The sequence below is a fragment of the Kitasatospora sp. NPDC088160 genome (genome assembly GCF_044741445.1).
Taxonomy (GTDB): domain Bacteria; phylum Actinomycetota; class Actinomycetes; order Streptomycetales; family Streptomycetaceae; genus Kitasatospora.
Genome location: NZ_JBIUSS010000026.1, coordinates 14443 through 40076, shown reverse-complemented (window position 1 = coordinate 40076; position 25634 = coordinate 14443). Strand labels below are relative to the sequence as shown.

At 74.2% G+C, this 25634-nt stretch carries 21 protein-coding genes; 7 read left to right on the top strand and 14 right to left on the bottom strand.

Features of this window, described 5'->3' with window-relative positions:
* Positions 1-32 precede the first annotated feature (32 nt).
* Entirely contained in the window at positions 33-1052 is a 1020-nt protein-coding gene (locus ACIOGZ_RS33395; protein ID WP_363584579.1) for a TAXI family TRAP transporter solute-binding subunit, read from the top strand.
* Positions 1053-1154: 102 nt separating this feature from the next.
* Here ACIOGZ_RS33395 and ACIOGZ_RS33390 read toward each other — a convergent pair whose 3' ends face one another.
* Together ACIOGZ_RS33390 and ACIOGZ_RS33385 are read right to left on the bottom strand one after the other, a co-directional pair.
* Positions 1155-2588, bottom strand: a complete 1434-nt coding sequence (locus tag ACIOGZ_RS33390; RefSeq protein WP_363630357.1) for a HAMP domain-containing sensor histidine kinase — start codon at positions 2586-2588, stop codon at positions 1155-1157.
* Positions 2589-2594: 6 nt separating this feature from the next.
* On the bottom strand, positions 2595-3350 hold the full coding sequence (locus ACIOGZ_RS33385; protein WP_350880177.1) for a response regulator transcription factor: 756 nt from the start codon (positions 3348-3350) through the stop codon (positions 2595-2597).
* Positions 3351-3721: 371 nt separating this feature from the next.
* On the opposite strand from ACIOGZ_RS33385, the gene ACIOGZ_RS33380 reads away from it, so the two are divergent.
* The 5 genes from ACIOGZ_RS33380 to ACIOGZ_RS33360 all read left to right on the top strand — a co-directional run bounded on the left by ACIOGZ_RS33380 (position 3722) and on the right by ACIOGZ_RS33360 (position 8943).
* Entirely contained in the window at positions 3722-4495 is a 774-nt protein-coding gene (locus ACIOGZ_RS33380; protein ID WP_363584583.1) for an amino acid ABC transporter ATP-binding protein, read from the top strand.
* 120 nt (positions 4496-4615) lie between these two features.
* Complete coding sequence (locus ACIOGZ_RS33375; protein WP_363623184.1) at positions 4616-5518, top strand: glutamate ABC transporter substrate-binding protein; 903 nt, start codon at positions 4616-4618, stop codon at positions 5516-5518.
* A 55-nt stretch (positions 5519-5573) separates the two neighbouring features.
* A complete protein-coding gene (locus tag ACIOGZ_RS33370; RefSeq protein WP_363584587.1) occupies positions 5574-6224 on the top strand; it encodes an amino acid ABC transporter permease in 651 nt (216 codons plus the stop codon).
* Positions 6221-7072 (top strand): amino acid ABC transporter permease, encoded by an 852-nt coding sequence (locus ACIOGZ_RS33365; RefSeq protein ID WP_363584589.1) that lies wholly within the window; start codon positions 6221-6223, stop codon positions 7070-7072. Before ACIOGZ_RS33370 ends, ACIOGZ_RS33365 begins: the two co-directional genes overlap by 4 nt.
* A 122-nt stretch (positions 7073-7194) precedes the next feature.
* A complete protein-coding gene (locus ACIOGZ_RS33360) occupies positions 7195-8943 on the top strand; it encodes an FAD-dependent monooxygenase (RefSeq protein WP_400988739.1) in 1749 nt (582 codons plus the stop codon).
* Positions 8944-9011: 68 nt separating this feature from the next.
* Here ACIOGZ_RS33360 and rny read toward each other — a convergent pair whose 3' ends face one another.
* The 7 genes from rny to ACIOGZ_RS33325 form a co-directional block, all read right to left on the bottom strand.
* Positions 9012-10481, bottom strand: a complete 1470-nt coding sequence (gene rny / locus ACIOGZ_RS33355) for a ribonuclease Y (RefSeq protein ID WP_400988737.1) — start codon at positions 10479-10481, stop codon at positions 9012-9014.
* Between the two features lie 156 nt (positions 10482-10637).
* Positions 10638-11726: a recombination regulator RecX gene (gene recX / locus ACIOGZ_RS33350; protein ID WP_400988736.1), complete on the bottom strand. Its 1089-nt coding sequence runs from the start codon at positions 11724-11726 to the stop codon at positions 10638-10640.
* A gap of 4 nt (positions 11727-11730) precedes the next feature.
* Positions 11731-12849, bottom strand: coding sequence for a recombinase RecA (recA, locus tag ACIOGZ_RS33345; protein WP_363630360.1), 1119 nt, complete (start codon positions 12847-12849; stop codon positions 11731-11733).
* A 177-nt stretch (positions 12850-13026) separates the two neighbouring features.
* On the bottom strand, positions 13027-14160 hold the full coding sequence (locus ACIOGZ_RS33340) for an AI-2E family transporter (RefSeq protein ID WP_363584633.1): 1134 nt from the start codon (positions 14158-14160) through the stop codon (positions 13027-13029).
* A gap of 207 nt (positions 14161-14367) precedes the next feature.
* Positions 14368-14562 carry a DUF3046 domain-containing protein gene (locus tag ACIOGZ_RS33335; protein WP_363584597.1) on the bottom strand — a complete coding sequence of 65 codons (195 nt, stop codon included), beginning with the start codon at positions 14560-14562 and terminating at the stop codon, positions 14368-14370.
* Positions 14559-15149 (bottom strand): GNAT family N-acetyltransferase, encoded by a 591-nt coding sequence (locus ACIOGZ_RS33330; RefSeq protein WP_363584599.1) that lies wholly within the window; start codon positions 15147-15149, stop codon positions 14559-14561. The genes ACIOGZ_RS33335 and ACIOGZ_RS33330 overlap by 4 nt, the downstream gene beginning before the upstream one ends.
* 53 nt (positions 15150-15202) lie before the next feature.
* Complete coding sequence (locus ACIOGZ_RS33325) at positions 15203-16804, bottom strand: S8 family serine peptidase (RefSeq protein ID WP_400988734.1); 1602 nt, start codon at positions 16802-16804, stop codon at positions 15203-15205.
* Between the two features lie 172 nt (positions 16805-16976).
* On the opposite strand from ACIOGZ_RS33325, the gene ACIOGZ_RS33320 reads away from it, so the two are divergent.
* Positions 16977-21728 carry an ATP-dependent helicase gene (locus ACIOGZ_RS33320; RefSeq protein WP_363584603.1) on the top strand — a complete coding sequence of 1584 codons (4752 nt, stop codon included), beginning with the start codon at positions 16977-16979 and terminating at the stop codon, positions 21726-21728.
* Between the two features lie 77 nt (positions 21729-21805).
* Here the strand turns inward: ACIOGZ_RS33320 and ACIOGZ_RS33315 are convergent, their stop codons facing one another.
* The 5 genes from ACIOGZ_RS33315 to rimO form a co-directional block, all read right to left on the bottom strand.
* Complete coding sequence (locus ACIOGZ_RS33315) at positions 21806-22090, bottom strand: hypothetical protein (protein ID WP_363584605.1); 285 nt, start codon at positions 22088-22090, stop codon at positions 21806-21808.
* 55 nt (positions 22091-22145) lie between these two features.
* Entirely contained in the window at positions 22146-22514 is a 369-nt protein-coding gene (locus ACIOGZ_RS33310) for a helix-turn-helix domain-containing protein (RefSeq protein ID WP_049660741.1), read from the bottom strand.
* Between the two features lie 381 nt (positions 22515-22895).
* Positions 22896-23372 carry a CinA family protein gene (locus ACIOGZ_RS33305; protein WP_400808726.1) on the bottom strand — a complete coding sequence of 159 codons (477 nt, stop codon included), beginning with the start codon at positions 23370-23372 and terminating at the stop codon, positions 22896-22898.
* Positions 23373-23404: 32 nt separating this feature from the next.
* On the bottom strand, positions 23405-24043 hold the full coding sequence (pgsA, locus tag ACIOGZ_RS33300) for a CDP-diacylglycerol--glycerol-3-phosphate 3-phosphatidyltransferase (RefSeq protein ID WP_363374405.1): 639 nt from the start codon (positions 24041-24043) through the stop codon (positions 23405-23407).
* Positions 24040-25533 carry a 30S ribosomal protein S12 methylthiotransferase RimO gene (gene rimO, locus ACIOGZ_RS33295; protein ID WP_363584609.1) on the bottom strand — a complete coding sequence of 498 codons (1494 nt, stop codon included), beginning with the start codon at positions 25531-25533 and terminating at the stop codon, positions 24040-24042. Before rimO ends, pgsA begins: the two co-directional genes overlap by 4 nt.
* Between the last annotated feature and the right edge of the window lie 101 nt (positions 25534-25634).

The window sequence follows — 25634 nt, the reverse complement described above, 5'->3', positions numbered from 1 at the left end:
CGTTCCGGCGGAGCGCCTGGCAGTATCCCTGCATGACCCCCACCACCCCGTCCCGTCTCGGCGCCGCCGTCCGCACCGCGGCCCGCAGCCCGCTGTGGCGGACGGTGCTGGTGCTGGTGCTGCTGGTCGCGGGGCTGGGCGGCTGGTGGCTGTCGGCGGGCCGCTCGCCCGGCTACCCGCGCGGCGAGACGCGCTTCGCGACCGGCGTGCAGCGCGGTGTCTACGACCGGTACGGGCAGCTGCTGGAGGCCCACGTCGCCAAGGCCATGCCGGGGGTGCGGCTGGCCCTGGACAACACCGAGGGCTCGATCGACAACCTGGCCCGGGTGACCAGCGGCCAGGACGACTTCGCGATCGCCACCGCCGACGCCGTCGCCGACTACCAGGGCCCGGGCAAGGACCGGCTGCGGGCGATCGCACGGCTGTACGACGACTACCTCCAGCTGATCGTCCCGTCCTCCTCGACGGTGCACCGCACGGCCGACCTCAAGGGGCTGCGGGTCGGCGTGGGCCTGCCGCAGTCCGGGGTGAACCTGGTGACCAGGCGGCTGCTGGCCGCGGCCGGCCTGGACCCGGACCACGACATCGTCCCGGTGTCGGCGGGCGTCGGGGACGCCGCCGACCAGCTGCGGGAGAACAAGCTCGACGCCTTCTTCTGGTCCGGCGGGCTGCCGACCAGCGCCCTCACCGACCTGTCCGACCACATGCGGATGCGGGTCGTGCCGCTGGGGGACCTCGCCGGGGCCATCCACAAGATGGAGGGCGGCGGCACCGACGCCTACCGGGCGGCCACCATGCCCAAGGGCACCTACCCGAACGCCGACCCCAAGGACGCCGTCTCCACCGTGGCCGTGCCCAACCTGCTGATCACCCGGGACGACGTGGACCCGGGCCTGGTCGAGGGCATGACCCGGGCGGTGATCGACAGCCGCGACCAGATCGGCGCTCAGGTGCACGCCGCCCAGCTGGTCGACCTGCGCACCGCCGTCTACACCGACCCGCTCCCGCTGCACGAGGGCGCGGCCCGCTACTACCGCTCGGTGAAGCCCTGAAGGTGGAGCCCTGAAGGTGGAGCCCTGAAGGTGAGGCCCTGAAGGTGAAGCCCTGAAGCCCGGAAGCCCTGACGCCGCACGGGCGCCGTGGGCCCGTACGGGCTACCGCTTCTCCGGCCGCGGCACCGCCAGCGTCACCGCGAGCCCGGTCGGCTGGACCGGGGCGAAGGCGAGCGAACCGCCGCCCGCCGCCAGCAGGGTGCGGGCGATCGACAGGCCGAGCCCGGAGCCGTCCACGTTCTGGTGCCGCGGGCTGCGCCAGAAGCGGTCCCCGGCGCGGGGCAGCTCGTCCTCGGCGAGGCCGGGCCCGGCGTCCGTGACGGTCACCGCGACCTCGTCCCGGCGCACCGAGACCCTCAGCCGCACCCCGCTGCCGGCCGGGCCGAACTTGAGCGCGTTGTCCAGCACGGCGTCCAGGGCGGAGCCGAAGCCGATCGGGTCCGCCATGCCGACGGCGAGCGCCGGGCCCTCCCAGCGCAGCTCGATCCCGCGCTGCTCGGCGACCGGCCGCCAGGCGTCGACCCGGGCCAGGGTGAGCGCGGCGAGATCGGTCTGCTCGGGTTCGGGGCGGGCGTGCTCGGCGGTGGCCAGGCCCAGCAGGTCGTCCAGCACCCGGGCCAGCCGGACGCCCTCCTCCCGGACGCCGCCGAGCTCCTCCTCGTGCCCCTCGGGCAGTTCCAGGCCGAGCACCTCGACCCGCAGCAGCAGGGCCGCCAGCGGGTTGCGCAGCTGGTGCGAGGCGTCCGCGACGAAGGCCTTCTGCTGGTCCATGGCGAGCACCACGTGGTCGGCCATCTCGTTGAACGAGCGGGCCAGCCGCTGCAGCTCGGGCGGGCCGCCGCCGGGCGCGACCCGGGCGGCCATCCGGCCGGTGGCGATGTCGTGGGTGGCCCGGTCGAGGGTGCGGACCGGGCGCAGCACCCACTCGGTGAGCCGACCGGCCAGCAGCACCGCGACGATCATCGCGGCGGCCTCGCCGGCGCCGATCACCAGCCAGCTGTGCAGGATCCGGGTGCGCAGCGCCCCGGTGGGGGACTCGCTGAGCACCACCGCGACCACGTCGCCGTCGCGCACCACCGGGGTGGCGACGGTCAGGGTGCGGTCGTCGGTCCACGGCCAGACCTGGGGCGGGTTGTGGCTGCGCCGCCCGTCCAGCGCCTCCTGGAAGGCCTGCGCGCCCCAGCCCCCGGGGGGCACCCGCCAGTCGGCGGGGGCGGCGGCGATCGGCACGCCGTCGCGCTGGAAGATGCCCAGCCGCACGCCGTACAGGTCGTGGTAGCGGCGGACCTCGGCGTCGATCGCGTGCCGGCGGCTGACGTCGCCGGGGGCGGGCTCCGGGTCGCCCTTGAGCGCGGACTCCACCGCCGAGGGGCCGGAGGTGGGCAGGTCCTGGGCGAAGCGGGCGGCGTCGTCGAGCCGGTCGACGACCACCTTGCTCTGCTCGGCCGCCGCGACCGCCGCCGCGAGCGGCAGCCCCAGGGCGGCCAGGACGCAGAGCATGAGGGCGATCAGGATGCCGAGCAGGCGGGTGCGCACGTGCGGTCAGCGCTCCGCGGGGGCGGGCGGGGCCGGGTCCGCGGCGGGCGCCGGGGACTCCGGGATCAGGCGGTAGCCGACGCCGCGGACGGCCTCGACCAGGCCGGGCAGCGCGAGCTTGTTGCGCAGCGAGCCGATGTGCACCTCCAGGGTGCGCCCGTTGCCCTCCCAGCCGCTGCGCCAGACCTCGCTGAAGATCTGCTCGCGCCGGTAGACCACGCCGGGGCTCTGGGCGAGCAGGGCGAGCAGGTCGAACTCCTTGCGGGTGAGCGGCACGTCCCGGCCGTCCACGCTGACCCGGCGGCGCTCCCGGTCGATCCGGATGCCGCGGGACTCCAGCGGGCCGCGCTGCTGCGGGACGGCGTCGGGCGCGGGCACCGCCACCGAGGCGGGGGCGGCGCCGCGGCGGGCCACCGCGTGGATGCGGGCGAGCAGCTCGCCCATGTCGTAGGGCTTGGTGACGTAGTCGTCGGCGCCCAGGTTGAGGCCGTGGATCCGGGAGCGGATGTCGGCGCGGGCGGTGACCATGATCACCGGGACGCCGCTGCCGGCCCTGATCCGGCTGCACACCTCGAAGCCGTCGCGGTCGGGCAGCCCGAGGTCGAGCAGCACCACCCGGTACGGGTCGTTCCCGTCCGGCACCAGGGCGTCCAGCGCCTCGTGCCCGCTGCGGGCGTGCCGGACCTGGAAGCCGTGCCGGCCCAGTACCGCGACCAGCGCGGCGGCCACGCGTTCGTCGTCCTCGACGAGCAGCAGTCGCATCCTGTTCTCCTCCTTCCCCCACCTGATCACCGGGACCGCCCGGTCGGGCCCCGGTCCTGCGCAGTATGAGCCAGTGGGCGGCCCGGCGCCAGGCTCGGTCGCCCGACGGCTGCCACGGGGCGGGGCGCGCCGGCGCGGACGCCCGCTTTCACATGCCCCGTTGGCGACCCGGCGAACGGCCCGCGAGCAGCGTGTGGCCGTTTCGTGATCCTCAAGTTCCGCTCAGATCGGCTGACGGCACGTCGTCATCACTCCTATGGTCGGCCCACCGGGGGCTGCGGCTCCGCCGGTCGCGGCTCCCGGATTTCGTACCACCATTGCCGCCCAAGGGAGTTCAGACTTTCACGGGCCGACACGAGGGAGCAGGCGCGATGGCCGAGAATCCGGTCGAGGACTCCACCCCTGCAGCCGCCCCCCTGGTCGTGCTGAGCAGCGTGAACAAGCACTACGGAGCGCTGCACGTCCTCCAGGACATCGACCTGAAGATCGTCCAGGGCGAGGTCGTGGTCCTGATCGGGCCGTCCGGCTCCGGCAAGTCGACGCTCTGCCGGACGATCAACCGGCTGGAGACCATCGACTCCGGCACGATCACCATCGACGGCCGCCCGCTGCCCGCCGAGGGCAAGGAGCTGGCCCGGCTGCGCGCCGAGGTCGGCATGGTGTTCCAGAGCTTCAACCTGTTCGCGCACAAGACGGTGCTGGAGAACGTCGTCATCGGCCAGGTCAAGGTGCGCGGGATCGCCCGGGCGCAGGCCGAGAAGACCGCCCGCGAACTGCTGGAGCGGGTCGGTGTCGGCGCACAGGCGGACAAGTTCCCCGCCCAGCTCTCCGGCGGCCAGCAGCAGCGCGTGGCGATCGCCCGGGCGCTGGCGATGAAGCCCAAGGTGATGCTCTTCGACGAGCCCACCTCGGCCCTCGACCCGGAGATGGTCAACGAGGTGCTGGAGGTCATGCGCCAGCTGGCCGCCGACGGCATGACGATGGTCGTGGTCACCCACGAGATGGGTTTCGCCCGCTCCGCCGCCAACCGCGTGCTGTTCATGGCCGACGGCCGGATCGTCGAGCAGAACACCCCGGACGCCTTCTTCACCGCGCCGCGTTCCGACCGCGCCAAGGACTTCCTCTCGAAGATCCTCCACCACTGACGCTTCGAGACCACGCGGGACCGCCGCCGGCAAGGACGCCGGGCGGCCCTGCCCGCGCACGCACCTTCCAGACGCCAGAGCCCGGTTAGCCGTGGCCCAGCTCCCAGGAGAACAACCCTCATGAGGACTCGTCGCACCCTCGCCGTCGCGCTCTGTGCCGTCGCGCTCACCGCCACCGCCGCCTGTGGCAAGGACGGCACCCCCGGCGCCACCGCCGCGAGCAGCGGCAACGCCCCGGCGCTGCCCACCTACACGGTCAAGACCGACGTCAAGATCGACTCGGCGATCCTCGCCGAGGCGAAGAAGCGCGGTCAGCTGATCATCGGCGCCAAGGCCGACCAGCCGTTCCTGGGCTTCGAGGACGTCGCCAGCGGCGACCGCAGCGGCTTCGACATCGAGATCGCCAAGATGATCGCCGCCGACCTCGGCTTCAGCCCGCAGCAGATCAAGTGGCAGACGCTGGTCTCCTCGCAGCGCGAGCCGGCCATCGCCAAGGGCCAGATCGACTTCTACGTCGGCACCTACAGCATCAACGACGAGCGCAAGAAGACGGTCTCCTTCGCTGGCCCGTACTACATCGCCGGCCAGGACTTCCTGGTGAAGGCCGACAACACCTCGATCACCGGCCCGGAGAGCGTCGGCGGCAAGAACATCTGCACCGCCACCGGCTCCACCTCGATCAAGAACATCCAGCAGTACAACCCGAAGATCACGCAGTTCGACACCTACTCGGCCTGCGTCGAGAAGCTGCTGTCCGGCGAGGTCGACGCGGTCACCACCGACGACGCGATCCTCAAGGGCTACGCCTCCAAGTACGCCCCCAAGCTCAAGGTGGTCGGCAAGCCGTTCACCAAGGAGAACTACGGCGTCGGTCTCAACAAGGACGACGCGGTCCTGCGCAACGCCATCAGCGACGCGCTCAAGGCCCACGAGGACAACGGCGACTGGAAGAAGGCCTACGACGCGACCCTGGGCGCGTCCGGCTCCGCCGCGCCGGCCGTGCCGGCCCTCGAACGCTACTGATCCGGTCCACGCCCGACCATCCGTCCTGACCATCTGATGAGAGGAGGGCCGCCGGATGGGGTTCCTGTTCGAGCAGGACAACTTCACGTTGTTCCGCGACGGCTTCCTGCAGACGATCGAGCTGAGCGCGCTCAGCGCCCTGCTCGCCCTGCTGCTGGGCACCCTGCTGGCGGCCTTCCGGGTCTCCCCGGTGCCGGTCCTGCGTGCCTTCGGCACCGCCTGGGTCACGCTGTTCCGCAACACCCCGCTGACCCTGCTGTTCTTCGCCGTCACCTTCGGCCTGCCGCCGCTCGGGGTGCACTTCGGCCACCTCACCTTCGCGGTGCTGGCGCTCGGCGGCTACACCGCCTCGTTCGTCTGCGAGGTGATCCGCTCGGGCATCAACACCGTGCCGCTCGGCCAGGCCGAGGCGGCCCGCAGCCTCGGCATGAGCTTCGGCCAGACCCTCACCCTGGTCATCCTGCCGCAGGCCACCCGGACCGTCCTGGCCCCGCTGAGCAGCGTGTTCATCGCGCTGCCGAGGAACTCGGCGATCGCCGGCGCGTTCAGCGTCAGCGAGCTGTACAGCGTGCAGCAGACCCTCTCCGAGCGCGGCTACGCGATCTTCGGGATCTTCTTCTGGGTGGCCTGCGCCTACCTGGTGATCAGTGCCACGGTCGCCACGCTGTTCCGCGTCCTGGAATCCCGACTGGCGGTGGCCCGATGAGCAACCTCTTCACCCGCACCCCCACGGCCAGCGTCCTCTACGACGCCCCCGGCCCGCGGGCCCGCACCCGGTACCGGCTGTTCGGGGTGCTGGCGCTGATCGGTGTCGCCGCCCTGCTCTGGTACGTCTTCGCCGCGCTCTCCGACAACGGCCAGTTCGACCCGCAGATGTGGGACGCGTTCCAGTACAACACCGTCCAGCAGCGCATCGTGGACGGCCTGCTCTCCACCCTGGAGGCCTTCGGCCTGGCCGCACTGTTCTCGCTCGCCCTGGGCGGCCTGCTCGCCGCCGGGCAGCTCTCCGACCACAAGCCGGTCCGCTGGGCGGCCGTCGGCTTCGTCCAGTTCTTCCGGGCGATGCCACTGCTGATCCTGATCGTCGCGCTCTACTACGCGTTCTTCGCGAAGGAGCCGATGTGGGCGCTGGTGCTCGGCCTCACCCTCTACAACGGCTCGGTGCAGGCCGAGATCATCCGCAGCGGCGTCAACGCCGTCCCGCGCGGCCAGGCCGAGGCGGCCTACGCGCTCGGCATGCGCAAGACCCAGGTGATGGCCGGCATCCTGGTGCCGCAGGCGATCCGCTCGATGCTGCCCTCGATGATCGGCCAGCTGGTCGTCACCCTGAAGGACACCTCGCTCGGCTTCGTCATCACCTTCCACGAGCTGCTGTTCGTCGGCAAGGCGATCGCCAGCCAGCCGATCAACGCCGCGGGCTTCCCCTACATCCCCGTGGTGCTGGTGATCGGTCCGATCTACATCGCCATGTGCCTGCTGCTGACCGCCCTCGCCCGGTGGATCGAAGCGCGCGGCCGTCGCGGCGCGAACCGGCGCACTTCAGCTGCTGCTTGACGCACACGCAGGTGAACTGTTGCATTGCTCTTCGTGACACCTCCCGGGAGCATCCACGCGGCATATGCGGCAGCGGTAACTGACGCCGGCCCATCGGCCGGTTCGTGCCCGGAGGTCACCACATGGACCCGGTGATCGTGGTCGGGGCCGGACCGGTCGGTCTGGCCCTGGCCCTCGCCCTCGCCCGGCACGAGGTGCCGACCATCGTCCTGGACGAGGGCTCCGGGCTCTGCCCCGAGGGCCCGCGCAGCGTCGTCCTCGGGGCCGACACCGCCGCCTTCCTCACCCGGATCGGCTACCCGCGGGCCGTCTCGGACTCCGCCCTCTGGGACTCCTTCACCGTCTGGCGCCGCCGCCAGGAGGTGCTGCGGATCGACCTCACCGACTCCCCCGCCTTCCACCTGCCCCAGCACCGCCTCCAGCGCGGCCTGCGCGACGCCCTCACCGGCACCCCGCTGGTCCGGCTGGTCCCGCTGAGCCGGGTCGTCGAACTGGAACAGGACCGCGACGGCGTCAGCGTCCGCACCCACGGCACCCAGGACGGCTCCAGCACCTGGTGGCGCGGCAGCCACCTGGTCGGCTGCGACGGCGCCAGATCCGCCGTCCGCAAGCTCCTGAAGATCCGCTTCCCCGGCCGCCCCGCCGTCGACCGCAACGCCATCGCCACCGTCCGGGTCGACCTGCCCTTCCACGAGGCCCGGCTGCACCGCGAGCCCCCGTGGCGCGGCGACCGCGAGGCCTCCGCACGCCCGCTGCCGGACGGCGTCTGGCGGCTCGACTGGCGGCTGCCCCCCGGGCGGCCCGCGCCCACCGAAACCGTCGACCCGCACGCCACCTGGCCCGGCGTCGTCACCGGCGACACCCTGCTCACCCGGGTCACCGCCACCCTCACCGGCTGGTGCGGCGAACTCCCCCGCTTCGACCTGCTCGCCGCCGCCGACCACACCGCCCAGCAGCGCCTCGCCGCCCGGTTCCGCAGCGGCCGCTGCTTCCTCGCCGGCGACGCCGCCCACCTGCACGGCGCGCTCGGCATGCAGAACCTGGCCGACGGGCTGCGCGACGCCGACAACCTCGCCTGGCGGCTCTCCCTCGCCTGGCACCTCCACTCCGGCGGCCCACAACCCGGAGGCTCCCTGCTGGACGGCTACGAGGCCGAACGGCGCGGCGCGGTCGGCGCCCGGCTGCGCGCCGTCGACCAGTCCATGCCGCTGCTGCGCCCGCTGCGCGGCTGGCAGCAGACCCGGCGCTCGCTGCTGGTCGGCGGCTTCCGCAAGCACGCACCGCTGCTCGCCGACGGACAGCTCGGCACCGGCCGCTTCGGCGGCGCGCCCGCCTACCCGGCCGCGCCCTCGGGCGTCCCCGGCCGGGTGCCGGTCCAGCGCGGCGCCCGCGGCACCACCTCGCTCAGCGAACTGCTGCCGGCCACCGCCCCCGGCGTGCTCGTCCCGGACCTGCCGGTGCTCGCCGCCGACGGCACCCCGGACCACCTGCACGCCCGGCTCGGCGTCACCTTCCTGCTGCTGCTGGTCGCCCCCGGCACCGCCGTCTGGTCCGCCGAGCACTGGCTGGGCGCCGGCCTGATGCCCCGGCTCGCCGAGGTCGCCGCCGCGCTGCCGGTGCCCGCCGAAGTGCTGGTCACCGAGGAGTACCCGGAGGCCGGGCCGCACACCGTGCTGCTGATCCGGCCGGACGGGCACCTGGTCGGCGCCACCCAGGGCGCCGCCGCCGAAGACCTGCTGGCGCTCGCCGACCGCGCCCGGGGCGGGCCGGCCCCGCTCGCCGGCGCACCCGAAGCCGAGCCCGACCAGGACCCCGCGCCGGAGCCCGCCGTCCGCCAGGCGCCCCGGCAGGTGGACTCACCCCACGCGTAGGGCCCTGGCGCGCGCCCCGGGCGTGCGCCGGACAGGGCCTGGCAGGGCCTGGCAGGGCCGGGCAGGGCCTAACTCGCCACCGCGATGGCCCGGCTCTCCCGGACCACCGTCACCCGGATCTGGCCGGGATAGGTCAGCTCCTCGGCGACCTGCCGGGCGACCTCGCGGGCGATCAGCTGCGCCCCGAGGTCGTCCACCTCCTCCGGCCGCACCATCACCCGTACCTCGCGCCCCGCCTGCATCGCGTACACCTCGGCCACGCCCTCGTGCGCGCGGGCGATCTCCTCCAGCCGCGCCAGCCGCCGCACGTACACCTCCAGCGACTCCTTGCGCGCCCCGGGCCGCCCGCCCGAACAGGCGTCCGCGGCCTGCGTGAGCACGGCCTCCACGGTGCGCGGCTCCACCTCGCCGTGGTGCGCGGCGATCGCGTGCACCACCTCCGGGGACTCCCCGTGCCGGCGGGCGAAGTCCGCGCCGACCGCCGCGTGGCTGCCCTCGACCTCGTGGGTGAGCGCCTTGCCGATGTCGTGCAGCAGGGCCGACCGTCGTACCTGCTCCGGGGCCACCCCGAGCTCGGCGGCCATCATCCCGGCCAGGTGCGCGGACTCCAGCAGGTGCCCGAGCACGTTCTGCCCGTACGAGACCCGGTAGCGCAGACTGCCCAGGGTGCGGACGAGTTCGGGGTGCATCCCGCCGACCCGGGCGTCCAGCAGGGCGTCCTCACCGGCCCGGACGCAGCACTGCTCGACCTCCTCGCGGCTGCGCTCGTGGACGTGCTCGATCCGGGTCGGGTGGATCCGGCCGTCCTCGACCAGTTGTTCCAGGGTGAGCCGGGCGGTCTCCCGGCGGACCGGGTCGAAGCAGGAGAGCTGCACCGTCGCGGGGGTGTCGTCGATGATCAGGTTGACGCCGGTGACCGCCTCGAAGGCACGGATGTTGCGGCCTTCGCGGCCGATGATCCGGCCCTTCATGTCCTCGCTCGGCAGCCGGAAGACGGTGACCGCCGTCTCGGCGGTCTGCACCGTCGCCAGCCGCTGGATCGCCCCGGCGAGGATGCCCCGGGCCCGGCGCTCGCCCTCCTCCCTGGCCTCGCGCTCGAGCTCCCGGACCGTGACCGCGGCCTCCCGCCGGGCCGTGGTCGCGGCCTCCCGCAGGAGTTCGGCGCGGGCCTGCTCGGCGGAGAGTCCGCCGGCCCGCTCCAGCACCGCCACCCGGCGGGTCACCAGCGCCTCGGCCTCGCCCCGGGCGCGCTCCAGCTCGGCGGAGCGCGCGGCGAGTTCGTCCTCCCTGGTCCGGACCCGGCGCAGCTCCTCGGCCAACTGCTCCTCACGCCGGTCGAGTTCGGCCCGCTGCCGGGAGGTCTGCTGCTCGGCCCAGCCGCGAACGCGCTCGGCCTCGACGCCGGCGCGCCGCTGGGCGGCCCGGAGCCGCTTGGCCAGCAACCCGACCAGGACGGCGAGGAGCAGCAGGACGGCGCCGGCCGACCCGGCGAGGAGCAGCAGGGAGGCGTCCGATCCGGTGCCCGCAGAGATCCTCATGCCGCCCACTCCCCGTCACCGCTGTCCGCCGCCCGGCGTGGACCGCCGTCCGGAAGCGCCCCCGCACTGAGTGCGAGGCTAGGCGCGGGTCACGAAACGGTCAAGACTCGACCTGGACTGGACCAAGAAGCGTACGCAATGGCTACCGGACGGCCACTAGTCCCTCCCGGTTCCCGACGGTTCGCCCGGCTCCTCCTCGTCCAGCGCGCTCCGCACCACCCGGAACGCCAGCCCCTCGGAGTAGCCGCGCCGGGCCAGCACGCCGACCAGCCGCCGTATCCGGACCTGCGGGTCCAGCCCCCGGGTGGACCGCAGCTTGCGGTCCACCAGCGCCCGGGCGGCCTCGGTCTCGTCGTCGTGGTCGAGCTGGGCGACGGCCTGTTCGACCAGGTCCGCGGTCACGCCCTTGGTGCGCAGTTCCTGGGCCAGCGCCCGCCGGGACAGCCCCCGGACGGCGTGCCGGGACTCCACCCAGGCCGCGGCGAAGGCCGCGTCGTCGATCAGCCCGACCTCTTCGAGCCGGGTGAGCACCTCGTCGGCGACGTCGTCCGGGATCTCCCGCTTGCGCAGGGCGTCGGCGAGCTGTTTGCGGCTCTTGGCGGCGCCGGTGAGCAGCCGCAGGCAGATGTCGCGGGCACGGCCCTCGGGATCGGCCGTCTCCTCGGCCCCGGCCCGCTTCCGCGCGGTTCGGCCGGTACGGGCGGAGGGGTCTCGCTCGTCACCCGGAGCGCCCGCCTCGTCCGAGGCGTGCCCGGCGGAGCGCCCGGCCGCAGTGCGCCGCCCACGACGCGCCCCGGCACCGGTGCGCGGGGCCGGGGCGGTCACACCCCCGTGACCGACCGCCCCGGCCTCGCCCCGGCCGCTGCCCGCCGTCGCGGAGCCGGCCTCGTCGAACTCCTCGGCCGCCAGTGCCGATCGCCGCCTGCGGCGGCCGGTGGGCAGTTCGGAGGCGGAGACGAGCCCGAGCTCGTCCACCGTCGGCTCCGCCGGAGCCGGCCCGGGCGCCGCGCCGCGCACCGCCCGGGCCGGCGCCCGGTCGAACTCCGGCTCCGGACCGGATGCCCACTGTGCGGCGGAGGACCGCTCCCGCCGCCGCCCCTTCCGGGACTGCGACCGCGCCCGGGGCGTCGCCTCGAACGGCGGCTCCGGCTCCCCCGCCACGGCGGCGAACCAGTCCGGCGGCCCGTAGTCGTCGCCGTTCGGACCCGCCGGTCCGCCCTCACCCACTGCGTCGTGCTGCGTCAACGGTTCAGGCCTTGGCGGCCGCCGCCGTCTTCTTCGCCGCGGCCGTCTTGGCGGCGGTCGCGGTGATCGGCTTCGCGGCGCCGTCGGCGGCAGCGGCCGCGGCCTCGCCCTCTGCCGGCTCCTCGGTCTTCGGGCCGATGCCGAGCTTGCCCTTGATCTTCCGCTCGATCTCGTCGGCGAGCTGCGGGTTGTCCCGCAGGAAGTTGCGGGCGTTCTCCTTGCCCTGGCCGAGCTGGTCGCCCTCGTAGGTGTACCAGGCGCCGGACTTGCGGATGAAGCCGTGCTCGACGCCCATGTCGATCAGGCCGCCCTCGCGGCTGATGCCGACGCCGTAGAGGATGTCGAACTCGGCCTGCTTGAACGGCGCGGCGACCTTGTTCTTGACCACCTTGACGCGGGTGCGGTTGCCGACCGCCTCGGTGCCGTCCTTCAGGGTCTCGATCCGGCGGATGTCCAGCCGGACGGAGGCGTAGAACTTCAGCGCCCGGCCACCGGTCGTGGTCTCCGGCGAGCCGAACATGACGCCGATCTTCTCGCGCAGCTGGTTGATGAACACCGCCGTGGTGCCCGACTGGTTCAGCGCACCGGCGATCTTGCGCAGCGCCTGGCTCATCAGCCGGGCCTGCAGACCGACGTGCGAGTCACCCATCTCGCCCTCGATCTCCGCGCGCGGGACGAGCGCCGCGACCGAGTCGATGATGATCAGGTCGACCGCGCCGGAGCGGATCAGCATGTCGGTGATCTCCAGCGCCTGCTCACCGGTGTCCGGCTGGCTGACCAGCAGGGCGTCGGTGTCCACGCCGAGCTTCTTGGCGTACTCGGGATCGAGCGCGTGCTCCGCGTCGACGAAGGCGACCGTGCCGCCGGCCCGCTGGGCGTTGGCCGCCAGGTGGAGGGTCAGGGTGGTCTTGCCGGAGGACTCGGGGCCGTAGATCTCGACCACCCGGCCGCGCGGGATACCGCCGACACCGAGGGCGACGTCCAGGGCGGTGGACCCGGTGGGGATCACGTCGATCGGCTCGTTGGCCTTCTCGCCCAGGCGCATCACCGAGCCCTTGCCGAACTGCCGCTCGATCTGAGCGAGTGCGTTCTCAAGGGCCTTCTCGCGGTCCGTACCTGCCATGGCTTCCACCCTCGGGTTCTGTGCTGTGCGCTTCATCGTCCTCGACGCTAGCGCGTCCCACTGACAAACGAGCCCGACCCGGCTCCGCCTGTGGAAAACTCCTCGCCGGAGAGTATAGAGAACAACTGTTCGATTCAAGCCTCGCACGTCCGAACGGTGCCGCCACCGCCGGCCGGGTCACCTCCCGTCGCCGCCGACCATCCGCCGCAGCCGCCGCGCCGCCTCCCGGCGCAGCTCCCGCCGGGCCCGCCGCTGCTCGCCCCGGTCGATCCGCGGGTCGGTGGCCACCTCGTACCGCCGCACGTACGTCCCGACGAAGCCCTGCAAGGTGGCCGCCGCCGGGATGGCGATCAGCGCGCCCACCGCGCCGAGCAGCGCCGCGCCCGCGATCACCGCGCCGAACGCGACCGCCGGGTGCACGTCCACCGTCCGCGCGGTGATCCTCGGGTGCAGCAGGTAGTTCTCGACCTGCTGGTAGACCACCACGAAGATCAGCACCCAGAGCGCGTCCACCGGCTGCACGGTGAGCGCCACCAGCACCGGCAGCGCGCCGGCCAGGTACGTCCCGATGGTCGGCACGAACTGCGACATGACGCCGACCCAGACCGCCAGCGCGGCCGCGTACGGCAGGTCGAGCAGCGCGAACATCACCCAGTGCCCGATCGCGGAGACCACCGCGAGCAGCGCCCGGGAGTACAGGTAGCCGCCGGTCTTGGCGAGTGCGATCTCCCAGGCCCGCAGCACCTCGCCCTGCTTGGCGGGCGGCAGCATCGAGCAGACCGTCCGGCGGACCCGCGGGCCCTCGGCGGTGAAGTAGAAGGTGAACAGCCCGACCGTGAAGGCCTGGAAGAGCCCGCCGATCACGGTGGAGGAGAGGCCCCAGACGTTGTCGGCGGCCTGCTGGGCGTAGCTCTCGATCGCGCCGGAGTCCTTGAGCAGCTTCTTCTGCAGCTCGCCCAGCGACAGGTCCTGATGGAACGTCCGGTTCACCCAGTTGATCAGGTTGTCGACCAGGTGCGGCAGGTCCCCGGCGATCTTCGCGACCTGATCGACCAGCAGCGTGCCGAGCGCCGCGAGGAACCCGATCACCGCGATCCCCACCGCGACGAACACCAGGAAGGTGCCGATCCCGCGACGCACCCCGCGCGCCGCCATCCGGTCGACGGCCGGCTCCAGCGCCAGCGAGAGGAAGAAGGCCACCAGCAGCATCACGAAGAGGTCGATCAGCTGGTGGAAGGCCCAGTCGGCGAGCTGGAACAGCCCGACCAGCACCAGGGCCAGCACCATCGCCCGGGGCAGCCAGCGCGGCATCCCGCCACCCCAGAGGCCGCCGGCCGCGCCCTCCGGCAGCCGCGGTTCGGGCGGCGGGCCCGGAGCCTCGTCGGCGACCCGCGCCGTCCTGTCCGAATTCTGTGCTTCTGCGCTGCTTGTCACTCCGACAGTCTCACCCATCCCTCGGAACCGCCCGAGCACCGGGCACCCCGCCGGGGCGGGGTCGGTCCCGCGGGCGGGCGGTGGTCAGCGCAGCACGCCGGAGACGCCCTGGGTCTCGCAGACCACCCGCCAGACGTCCTTGGCCTCCCAGCCCGCCTCCAGCGCCTGCCGCACCGTCCGCCCGCCGAGTTCGCTCATCACGTGGTCGGAGGCGAAGGACTCCGCGTACGCCTCCCCGAAGTGCGCGTGCATCCGTCGCCAGAACTCCGTCAGCCTCATGGCTCCAGTATCCCGGACCGCGCGGCCCCGCTCCGGGCCCGCCACTGCCCGGCCGTCAGCGCGTACTCGACCTCACCGTGCTCGCTGCCGGGGATCGCCTCCGGGTAGTCCTCGTGGAAGGTGCGGACGAACGACAGCCCGGTCTTCTCCATGACCCGCCGCGAGCCCGCGTTGACCGTCATCGTGTACGCCACCACCCGCCGCACGCCCAGTTCGGTGAAGCCGCGGCGGACCAGCGCCCGCGCCCCCTCGGTCGCGTACCCGAGCCCCCAGGCGGCCCGGCGCAGCCGGTACCCCAGCTCGACCTCGGAGCGGTCGCCGTCCCGCGTCGGCCGGAACTCGAACCAGCCCAGGAAGGCCCCGCCGTCCCGCTCCTCGGCCGCCCACCAGCCGAGGTCTCCGTACCGCCGGTGGTGCGCGAGGTACAGCGGCAGCAGTTCGCCCTCGACCCGCTCCCGCGCGGTCGGCCGCCCGCCGGTGAGGTGGCGCATCACCTCCGGGTCGCCGTCCAGTTCGACCAGGTGGTCGACGTCCGCTGCGGTGAAGCGGCGCAGCACCAGCCGCTCGGTGGTGAGGAAGACGGTCACGCCCCGATCCTCACCCGCCGGCCCGGGCGGCGTCACCCGGTTTTCCGCCCGCCTCAGCGCGGCAGCGCGAGCAGCCCGGCACCGAAGTACTGCCGGGCCCCGCAGGCGTACGGCCCGGGCGGGCAGGCGGCCGCCGCGGTGCCGGCGAGCAGGGCGGCGAGCGGGGCGGAGCCGTAGTCCGGGTGCAGGGCGGCGGCCACCGCGACCACGCCGGTGACGTGCGCCGCCGCCATCGAGGTGCCGGCCAGTGCCGCGTACTGCCCGCCCGGCCAGTCGGAGACGACCGCGCCCTGCGGCCCGCTGTCCGGGTCGCCGCCGGGGGCGGCCAGCGAGACCCGGCCGCGGCCGTAGTTCGAGTAGCCGGACGGGCGGCCGTCCCGGTTGACGGCGGTGACGGTGACGACGCCGGGCAGTTCGCCGGGCAGCCGGATGCACTCGGTGCCCAGGTAGCGGGAGCGGGCCGGGCCGGAGACCCGGTCGTTGGGACTGCGTTCGTCCGTCCGGGCGGCACCGAGGTCCTGCCCGTCGTTGCCCGCCGAGGCGACCACGACGGCGCCCTTGCGCTGGGCGTAGGCGGAGGCCCGGCCGACGGCGGCGATCAGCGCGGCCTGGTCCGGGTCCTCCGGGCAGTTGTACTTCCACGGGTCGGCGAAGTAGCTGTTGTTGATCGCCTTGGCGCCGTGGTCGGCGGCCCAGAGCATGCCGCACACGATGTTCTCGGCGTAGTACTGGCCGAGCGGTCCGAGCAGCCGGACGGCGGCGATCCGCACGCCCGGCGCGACCCCGGTGACGCCGTGGCCGTCCCGGGTGGCGCCGACGATCCCGGCGACGTGGGTGCCGTGGCCGCTCTCGCTGACCCCGGGGTCGGGCCGCCAGGAGCCGGAGCGGGCGTCGGGCCGGCCGTCGGCGCAGGAGACGGAGGCCTTCGGGTCGACGGCGGCGCGCAGGTCCGGGTGGGTGTCGTCGACGCCGGAGTCGAGCACCGCGACGAGCACCTTGTGCAGCGCGTCGGCGGTCGGCGCGCCGGCGGGACCGCGGATCCCGGTGGAGGCGTCGCCGGCCCGGGCGCCGGCGCCGCCGAGCATGGCGAGGTTCCACGGGTCGCCCTCGCCCGGGTCTGGCACCGTGACGGTGCCGCCGTCCTGCCGGTCGGCGCTGTCGCGACGGGCGCTGTCGGTGCTGCTGCGACGGGCGTGATCGCTGTCGCGACGGGTCTGATCGGTGCTGCTGCGGCCGGCGCGGTCGGCGCGGTCGGTACCGGCGGCGAAGTCCCCGGCGCCGTCCAGCAGGCGGGGCGGGGCGACCACCGGTTCGGTCCGGGTGGTGCCGACGGCGGCGATCCCGGGCCGGGCCCGCAGCGTGCCCGCGAAGCCGCCGGTGGCGTACGCCAGGACGGCCCCGATCTGCGGGTACTCCTGGACCACCTGCCCGCCCGCCGCCCGGCTCTCGGCCCCGGCCAGGGCGGCCCCGGCGGCGTCCTCCTGCCCGGCGAGCACCAGGTAGCTGAGGTAGGGCCGGCCGGATCCGGACACGTACGGGACGGCGCCGCCGACCACGAGTGCAGTGAGCAGCATCGCGAGCAGCGCCCGGGCGGGCCCGCGGACGCGGCGGCGGGCGGCACGGGCGGGACTGCCGGACGGGTTCACCTGCGCCATCGCACGGTCTCCGCTCGTCGGTCCGGTGGGTCGGGGGTGGATCACTGGCCTGATTCATCACCATATGAGCGGATTTGCCTTTTTGCTCCTTTAACTACACCCGGGCTCACCACACCCGTGCGACCTCCGCTCCCCCACCCCGGTTGTCGGTGCCACCCGGCACCATGGGGGCATGGCGCCCCCGCACCCGACCCCGCCGAACGACGACCCCCTGGCCGGATTCGCCCCGACCACCCGGGCCTGGTTCACCGGCGCCTTCTCCGCCCCCACCACCGCCCAGGCCGAGGCCTGGCGCGCCATCCGGCAGGACACCGACGTCCTGGTGGTCGCCCCCACCGGCTCCGGCAAGACGCTCGCCGCCTTCCTCTCCGCCCTGGACCGCCTGAGCAGCACCCCGCCCCCGGCGGACCCCAAGCGCCGCTGCCGGGTCCTGTACGTGTCGCCGCTCAAGGCCCTCGCGGTGGACGTCGAGCGCAACCTGCGCGCCCCGCTGACCGGCCTGCGCCAGGCCGCCGTCCGGCTCGGCCTGCCCGAGCCGGAGGTCCAGGTCGCCACCCGCTCCGGCGACACCCCCGCCGCCGACCGCCGCCGCTTCGCCACCCACCCGCCGGACATCCTGATCACCACCCCCGAGTCGCTGTTCCTGCTGCTCACCTCCGCCTCCCGGGAGGCGCTGCGCGGCGTCGACACGGTGATCCTCGACGAGGTGCACGCCGTCGCCGGCACCAAGCGCGGCGCCCACCTCGCGCTCAGCCTGGAGCGGCTGGACGAACTGCTGGAGCGCCCGGCCCGCCGGATCGGCCTGTCCGCGACCGTCCGCCCGGTCGAGGAGGTGGCCCGCTACCTCAGCCCGCAGCGCGGCGCCGTCGTCGTCCAGCCCGCCGCCGCCAAGGAGTTCGACCTGTCGGTGGTCGTCCCCGTCCCCGACCTGGACGACCTGCCCGCGGCCCCGGCCACCGGCGCCTCCTCCGACGCCGACCCGCAGCGGCAGGCGTCGATCTGGCCGCACGTCGAGGAGCGGATCGTCGACCTGGTCCAGGCGCACCGCTCGACCATCGTCTTCGCCAACTCCCGCCGCCTCGCCGAGCGCCTGTGCAACCGGCTGAACGAGATCGCCCTCGAACGGGCCACCGGTGAGCGGCTGCCCGAGGCGCACTCCCCCGCCCAGCTGATGGCCGAGTCCGGCGTCGCCAAGGGCGCCCCGCCGGTCATCGCGCGCGCCCACCACGGCTCGGTCTCCAAGGAGCAGCGGGCGCTGGTCGAGGAGGAGTTGAAGGCCGGCCGGCTGCCCGCCGTGGTCGCCACCTCCAGCCTGGAACTGGGCATCGACATGGGCGCCGTCGAACTGGTCGTCCAGGTCGAGTCCCCGCCCTCGGTCGCCTCCGGCCTGCAACGGGTCGGCCGGGCCGGCCACCAGGTCGGCGCCGTCTCCACCGGCGTCTTCTTCCCCAAGTACCGCGGGGACCTGGTGCAGTCCGCCGTGGTCACCGAGCGGATGCGGGCCGGCCGGATCGAAGCGCTGCGCGTCCCGCGCAACCCGCTGGACGTGCTCGCCCAGCAACTGGTCGCGATGACGGCGCTGGACGCCTGGCCGGTGGACGACCTGCTCACCGTGGTCCGCCGCGCCGCGCCCTTCGCCACCCTCCCGCAGTCCGCCTTCGAAGCCGTGCTCGACATGCTGGCCGGCCGCTACCCCTCGGACGCCTTCGCCGAGTTGCGCCCCCGGGTGGTCTGGGACCGGGTGGCCGGCACCGTGACCGGCCGGCCCGGCGCCCAGCGGCTCGCCGTCACCTCCGGCGGCACCATCCCCGACCGCGGCCTGTTCGGCGTCTTCATCGCCGGCGCCACCGGGTCCGATTCGAAGACGGGCAAGAAGGGCGGCGGCCGGGTCGGAGAGCTCGACGAGGAGATGGTCTACGAGTCCCGCGTCGGCGACGTGTTCACCCTCGGCACCACCTCCTGGCGGATCCAGGAGATCACCCACGACAAGGTGCTGGTCACCCCCGCCCCCGGCGTGCCCGGCCGGCTCCCGTTCTGGAAGGGCGACACCCTCGGCCGCCCACTCGAACTCGGCCGCGCCCTCGGCGCGTTCACCCGCGAGCTGGGCGCCCTGACGCCCGAGGCCGCCACCGCCCGGCTGCACCGGGCCGGCCTGGACGACTGGGCCGCCGCCAACCTGCTCGACTACCTCGCCCAGCAGCGCGCCGCCACCGGCCACCTCCCGGACGACCGCACCATCGTCGTCGAGCGCTTCCGGGACGAGCTCGGCGACTGGCGGATCGTCATCCACTCCCCCTTCGGCGCCCAGGTGCACGCCCCCTGGGCGCTCGCGCTCGGCGCCCGGCTGCGCGAGAAGCACGGCCTCGACCCCCAGGTCATGCACGCCGACGACGGCATCGTGCTGCGCCTGCCGGACGCCGACCTCCTCGCCACCGACTTCGACTTCAACAGCCCTTCGGAGCGGTCCGGTTCGGACGAGGCCCCGGTCGGCGCCGACGCCGCCCTGTTCGACGCCGCCGAGATCGAGCAGCTGGTCACCGACCAGGTCGGCGGCTCCGCCCTGTTCGCCTCCCGCTTCCGCGAGTGCGCCGGCCGTGCCCTGCTGCTCCCGCGCCGCAGCCCCGGCCGCCGCACCCCGCTCTGGCAGCAGCGCCAGCGCGCCGCCCAACTGCTCGAAGTCGCCTCCGAGTACGGCTCGTTCCCGATCGTCCTGGAGGCCGTCCGCGAGTGCCTCCAGGACGTCTTCGACGTGCCGGGCCTGGTCGAGCTGATGGGCGACCTCGAATCCCGCGCCGTCCGCCTGGTCGAGGTCACCACCCCCGAGCCCTCGCCCTTCGCCCGCTCCCTCCTGTTCGGCTACGTCGCCCAGTTCCTCTACGAGGGGGACTCCCCGCTCGCCGAGCGCCGCGCCGCCGCCCTCTCGCTCGACTCCCGGCTGCTGTCCGAACTCCTCGGCCAGGCCGAGCTGAGCGAACTGCTCGACCCGCAGGTCATCGCCGAGTTGGAGGCCGAGCTCCAGCGCCTCACCCCCGAGCGCCGGATCAAGGACGCCGAGGGCGTCGCCGACGCGCTGCGCCTGCTCGGCCCGCTCACCGAGGCCGAGCTGGCGGCCCGCGGCGCCGAGCCGCTCTGGGCACTGGAGTTGGAGGCCGCCCGCCGGGTGATCCAGGTCCGGATCGCCGGCGAGCGGCGCTGGTCCGCCGTCGAGGACGCCGGGCGGCTGCGCGACGCGCTCGGCACCCCGCTGCCGGTCGGCGTCCCCGAGGCCTTCACCGAGCCGGTCAAGGATCCGCTGGGAGACCTGCTCGCCCGCCACGCCCGCACCCACGGCCCGTTCGCCGCCGCCGAGGCGGCCGCCCGCTTCGGCCTCGGCACCGCCGTCGTCACCGGCACCCTGCACCGGCTCACCGCCGCCGGCCGACTGGTCCAGGGCCAGTTCCGCCCACCCGTCGCCCGCCAACACCCTTCGCCGGAGGCGCTCCACACCACCCCTCCCGACCACACCACCACCGAGTGGTGCGACGCCGAGGTCCTGCGCCGGCTGCGCCGCCGCTCGTTGGCCGCCCTGCGCCAGGAGGTCGAACCCGTCCCACCGCGCGCCCTGGCCGCGTTCCTCCCGCAGTGGCAGCACCTGGCCGGCCACCGACTGCGCGGCCCGGACGGCCTGCTGCGGGTGGTCGAACAGCTCCAGGGCACCGCCCTGCCCGCCTCCGCCCTGGAGAAGCTGATCCTCCCGGCCCGGCTCACCGACTACTCCCCCGGCCTGCTGGACGAGTTGACGGCGGCCGGCGAGATCGGCTGGTGCGGGGCCGGCGCACTGCCCGGCAAGGACGGCTGGCTCAGCCTGCACCTGGCCGAGCACGCCCACCTGCTGCGCCCCGAGCCCGTCCCGCCCGCGCTCACCCCCGTGCACAGCGCGCTGATGGCGGCACTGGCCGGCGGCTACGGCCTGTTCTTCCGCCAGCTGGTCCAGCAGTTGCCGGAGGAGACGCCGGAGCCGGAGGCCGTCGAGGCGCTCTGGGACCTCGTCTGGGCCGGGTACGTCACCAACGACACCCTCGCCCCGCTGCGCGCCCTGCTCGGCTCCGGCCGGACGGCCGGTGCCACCGCCCACCGCGCGCCCCGGGCGACCCCGCGCGGCCGCTACGGCGGCGCCGGCCGCGCCTTCGGCCGGGTCGGCGGCGCGCTGCGCAGCGGCCCGCCGACGGTGGCCGGGCGCTGGTCACTGCTGCCCGCCTTCACCACCGACCCGACGGTCCGGGCCACCACCCAGGCGCAGAGCCTGCTGGACCGGCACGGCCTGGTCACCCGGGGCGCGGTGGCCGCCGAGCGGGTGCCGGGCGGCTTCGCCGGGGTGTACCGGGTGCTCGCCGCGATGGAGGAGCGCGGCCGGGCCCGCCGGGGCTACTTCGTCGAGGGGCTGGGCGGCGCCCAGTTCGCCATGGAGGGCGCGGCCGACCGGCTGCGCTCGGTCAACGGACGACTGGAGCGGGCCCGGGCCGCCGAGTGGCCGGCCGCCCCGGCCACCGAGCCGCCGCAGGTGCTGGTGCTGGCCGCCGCCGATCCGGCGAACGCCTACGGCTCCGCGCTGCCCTGGCCGGAGCCGCCGACGGCCCCCGGAGCCAAGGAGGCCCGGGCGCACCGCCCGGGCCGCAAGGCGGGCGCCCTGGTGGTGCTGGTGGACGGCGAGTTGGCGCTGTACGTCGAGCGGGGCGGCAAGTCACTGCTGGCCTGGCCGGAGGACGGCGCCACCCGGGCGCTGGCGGTGGGCGCGCTGGCGGCCGCGGTCCGCGAGGGTGCGCTCGGCAGCGTCACGGTCGAGCGGGCGAACGGCGAGCCTGCCCTCGGCTCGGCGCTGGGCGCCGCGCTGGAGGAGGCCGGTTTCCACGCCACCCCGCGCGGCCTGCGCCTGCGGTCCTCCTGAGGTCCGCCGACAGCGAAGGCCGCGGGGCATCCGGTGCCCCGCGGCCTTCGTTCGCTCGTATCACCCGTTCGAGTGGCTCAGCCGACCGTCGGCGGTTGCGCCTCCACCCGGGCCACGGCCGCCGATGGGCGCCGCTCCGGCCCGGTGGCGTCCCGGTCGGCGTGGACCGGGATCAGGCCGAGTCCCCAGCCGCCGGCCGCGAGCAACCCCAGCGCGGCGCCGTCGGCCAACTGTCCCCGGACCGCCGGCAGCCACCAGACCAGCCCTGCCGTCAGGATCACCAGGACCCGGCGGGCCGGCCACGGCATCAGTCGCCGCAGCCGTATTCGAGCCTCCGTGCACGCCGTCGCGGCTCTGCGCACGACCGCCCTCCTTCGCTCGCCCCGGGCACCAGGAGCCCGGGAGTCGAGGCCGGGTTCAGGCGGCGACCACGTCCATCGCGGCGGCCTTGGGCGACATGTTCGCCCGGTCGGTGCCGGGGGCGGGCAGCGGAACCGGTTCGAGTACCGGCCTCAGCAGATCACCTTCGGAGAGGGTGGCCATCGCCGCAAGTTCGGCGAGCGACAGTTCGTCGCTGACCTCGCGCATGACCTCGGACATCCGGACGTCGAGCGCGTCGCAGATGGCGGAGAGCAGCTCCGAGGAGGCCTCCTTCTGTCCCCGCTCGACCTCGGAGAGGTAACCGAGCGAAACCCTGGCTGCCGCCGACACCTCGCGGAGTGTGCGGCCCTGGCGCTGGCGCTGCCGACGCAGTACATCGCCCAGTAGGCGACGAAGCAGGATCATCGGTGCCTCCCTCCTCGGACTGCGGATCGAGATGTCACGACCCCACCGTACCGCCTTGCCCGCATCGCGTGCGGGGACCCTGGTCGTGTTCACTCTGGGCTGCAAGGCTGTCCCCCTCCTCGTTCCGGTGTCGTTCCCGGGTCCGCGGGCCCCTCGTGGTACCCGCCGTGGGCCGCCCGGCCACCGTCACGCAACTCGTTCGCCACCTGGTTTCTGCCCAACCAGGCCGTTGGATGTAACACGATCCTCCAGCTGTGCCATGCCCGCGGACCGGATCGGCAGATCGCGGTTCGGTGGAGATCGCCGCGACCGGGACTCCACCACGCCTCCGCGGCGCCTCCACACGGGCTGCGGGACGCCCGGGTGCGGGCCCCGCGGGGTTCAGGTCGTGGGCGTAGCGGCCCGTAGCCGCCCGACGAACAGCTCCAGAGCGGCGGTCACCGCCCCGTGACGGATTCTGGCACGCCCGCCCGACAGCCGGGGCGAACTGACCAGAGTTCCCTCCGGACCGGCGACCGCCAGGTGTACGGTGCCCACCGGCTGCCCGTCCTGCGGGTCCGGCCCGGCCACCCCGGTCGTCGCGATCCCGTACGTGGCCCCCAGCAGCCGGCACACGCCCTCGGCCATCTGCCCCGCCACCACCGGGTGGACCGGCCCGTACACCGCCAGGAGCCCCTCGTCCACGCCGAGCACCGAGGCCTTCAGCTCGGTGGCGTACGCCGTGACCGAGCCCCGGAAGGTCGCGGACGCCCCGGGGACGTCGACCAGGGCGGCCGCGAGCAGCCCTCCGGTCAGCGACTCGGCGACGGCCAGCGTGCCGCCCCTGGAGCGCAGCGCCTCGTGCGCCCGTACCGCCAGCTCGTGGTCCGTCACCCGGTCTCCCCCGTCACTCACCGGCCCGCGCGCTCCGCGGCCAGTCCCTCGCGGCGCATGCGCAGCGCCTGTCCGACGTAGTCCAGCGCGGTGCCGATGGTCAGCAGTACCGCCAGGGCCATCAGCACGGCCCGGGCGGTGGCCAGCCAGCCGGTCAGCTCCAGCACGTACATGCCGACCGCGATGCCCTGGGTCAGCGTCTTGATCTTGCCGCCCCGGCTGGCCGGGATGACGCCGTAGCGGATCACCCAGAAACGCATCAGGGTGATGCCGAGTTCGCGGGCCAGGATCACCGCGGTGACCCACCAGGGCAGGTCGCCGAGCAGCGAGAGGCCGATCAGCGCCGAGCCCATGATCGCCTTGTCGGCGATCGGGTCGGCGATCTTCCCGAAGTCGGTGACCAGGCCCTTGCGCCGGGCCAGCTCGCCGTCGAACAGGTCGGTGATCATCGCGATGGCGAACGACGCCCAGGCGACCGAGCGCCACTTGGGGTCGTGCCCGCCGTCGGCGAACAGCAGCGACACGAAGACCGGCACCAGCAGCAGCCGGAGCATCGTGAGCATGTTGGCGATGTTCCAGACAGCCGGCGCCGGCGGCACCGCGGCCGGCGGTCTGCCCGGATGGGCCGCGGCCGGGGCGCCGGGCCCCTTGGTCATTCCCCGGCTCCCGGGGCCTGACGGACCCGGACCGGCTCCAGCGCCTCGGCGATCAGGTCGACGCCCTCGCTGGCGACCACCTTGGCCCGGTGGAACTGGCCGATCTGCGGGTCCTCGACGCCGGTGAGGGTGGTCAGGCCGTCGGTCTCGGGGGCCTGGTGGGCGGCCCGGCCCTCGACCACGCCGTCCTCGATGGACTCGATCAGGACCTCGACCTCGGTGCCGACGCGCTGCTCGGCCCGCTGGGCGGTCATCTCCTCGGCCAGCCGGCTGAGCCGGTTCAGCCGGTCGGCGATCACGTCCTCGGACAGCTTGCCGTCGTAGGTCGCGGCCTCGGTGCCGTCCTCGTCGGAGTAGCCGAAGACGCCGATCGCGTCCAGCCCGGCGTGCGTGACGAAGCGCTCCAGCTCGGCGAAGTCCGCCTCGGTCTCGCCGGGGAAGCCGACGATGAAGTTGGACCGGGCGCCGGCCTGCGGGGCCCGGTCGCGGATGGTCTTCAGCAGGTCCAGGAACTGGTCGGTGGAGCCGAAGCGGCGCATCCGGCGCAGCACGGCGGGCGCCGAGTGCTGGAAGGACAGGTCGAAGTAGGGCACCACGTCCGTGGTCCCGGTCATCGCGTCGATCAGCCCGGGGCGCATCTCGGCGGGCTGCAGGTAGGAGACCCGGACCCGCTCGACGCCCTCGAGCGCGGAGATCTCGCCGAGCAGCGTCTCCAGCAGCCGGATGTCGCCGAGGTCCTTGCCGTACGAGGTGTTGTTCTCGCTCACCAGGACGACCTCGCGCACGCCCTGCTCGGCCAGCCACTGGGCCTCGTGCAGCACGTCGGAGGGGCGGCGGGAGATGAAGGAGCCGCGGAACGCCGGGATGGCGCAGAAGGAGCACCGCCGGTCGCAACCGGAGGCGAGCTTGACCGAGGCGACCGGGTTGTCGTCGAGCCGCTTGCGCAGGGTGCGCGGGCCGGAGGCCGGGGCGAGGCCCTCGGGCAGGTCGGCGATCGGCTCGGCCGGGGTCTCGGCGGCGCCGTGGCCGGGCAGCGCGACGGCCTCGGCGGCGGACTGCCGCTCGGCCGGGCTGATCGGCAGCAGCTTGCGGCGGTCGCGCGGGAGGTGCGGGGCGTGGTGGCCGCCGGAGAGGATGGTCTGGAGGCGGTCGGAGATGTCGGAGTAGTCGTCGAAGCCGAGCACGCCGTCGGCCTCGGGCAGGGCGTCGGCGAGCTCCTTGCCGTACCGCTCGGCCATGCAGCCGACCGCGACGACGGCCTGGGTGCGGCCGTGCCCCTTGAGGTCGTTGGCCTCCAGCAGGGCGTCCACGGAGTCCTTCTTGGCGGCCTCGACGAAGCCGCAGGTGTTGACGACGGCGACGTCCGCTTCGGCGGCGTCGTCGACGAGCAACCAGCCGTCGGCTTCCAGTCGCCCGGCGAGTTCCTCGGAGTCCACCTCGTTGCGGGCACATCCGAGCGTGACAAGGGCGACAGTACGGCGTTCAGGCATAGGGCCAAGATTAACGCGCGGCCTCCGGTGCCGTTCGCCCCGGAGGCCGCGCGCCTCGGATTACCAGATCTTCGCCAGGCCGCAGGGCCGCTCTCCAGGGC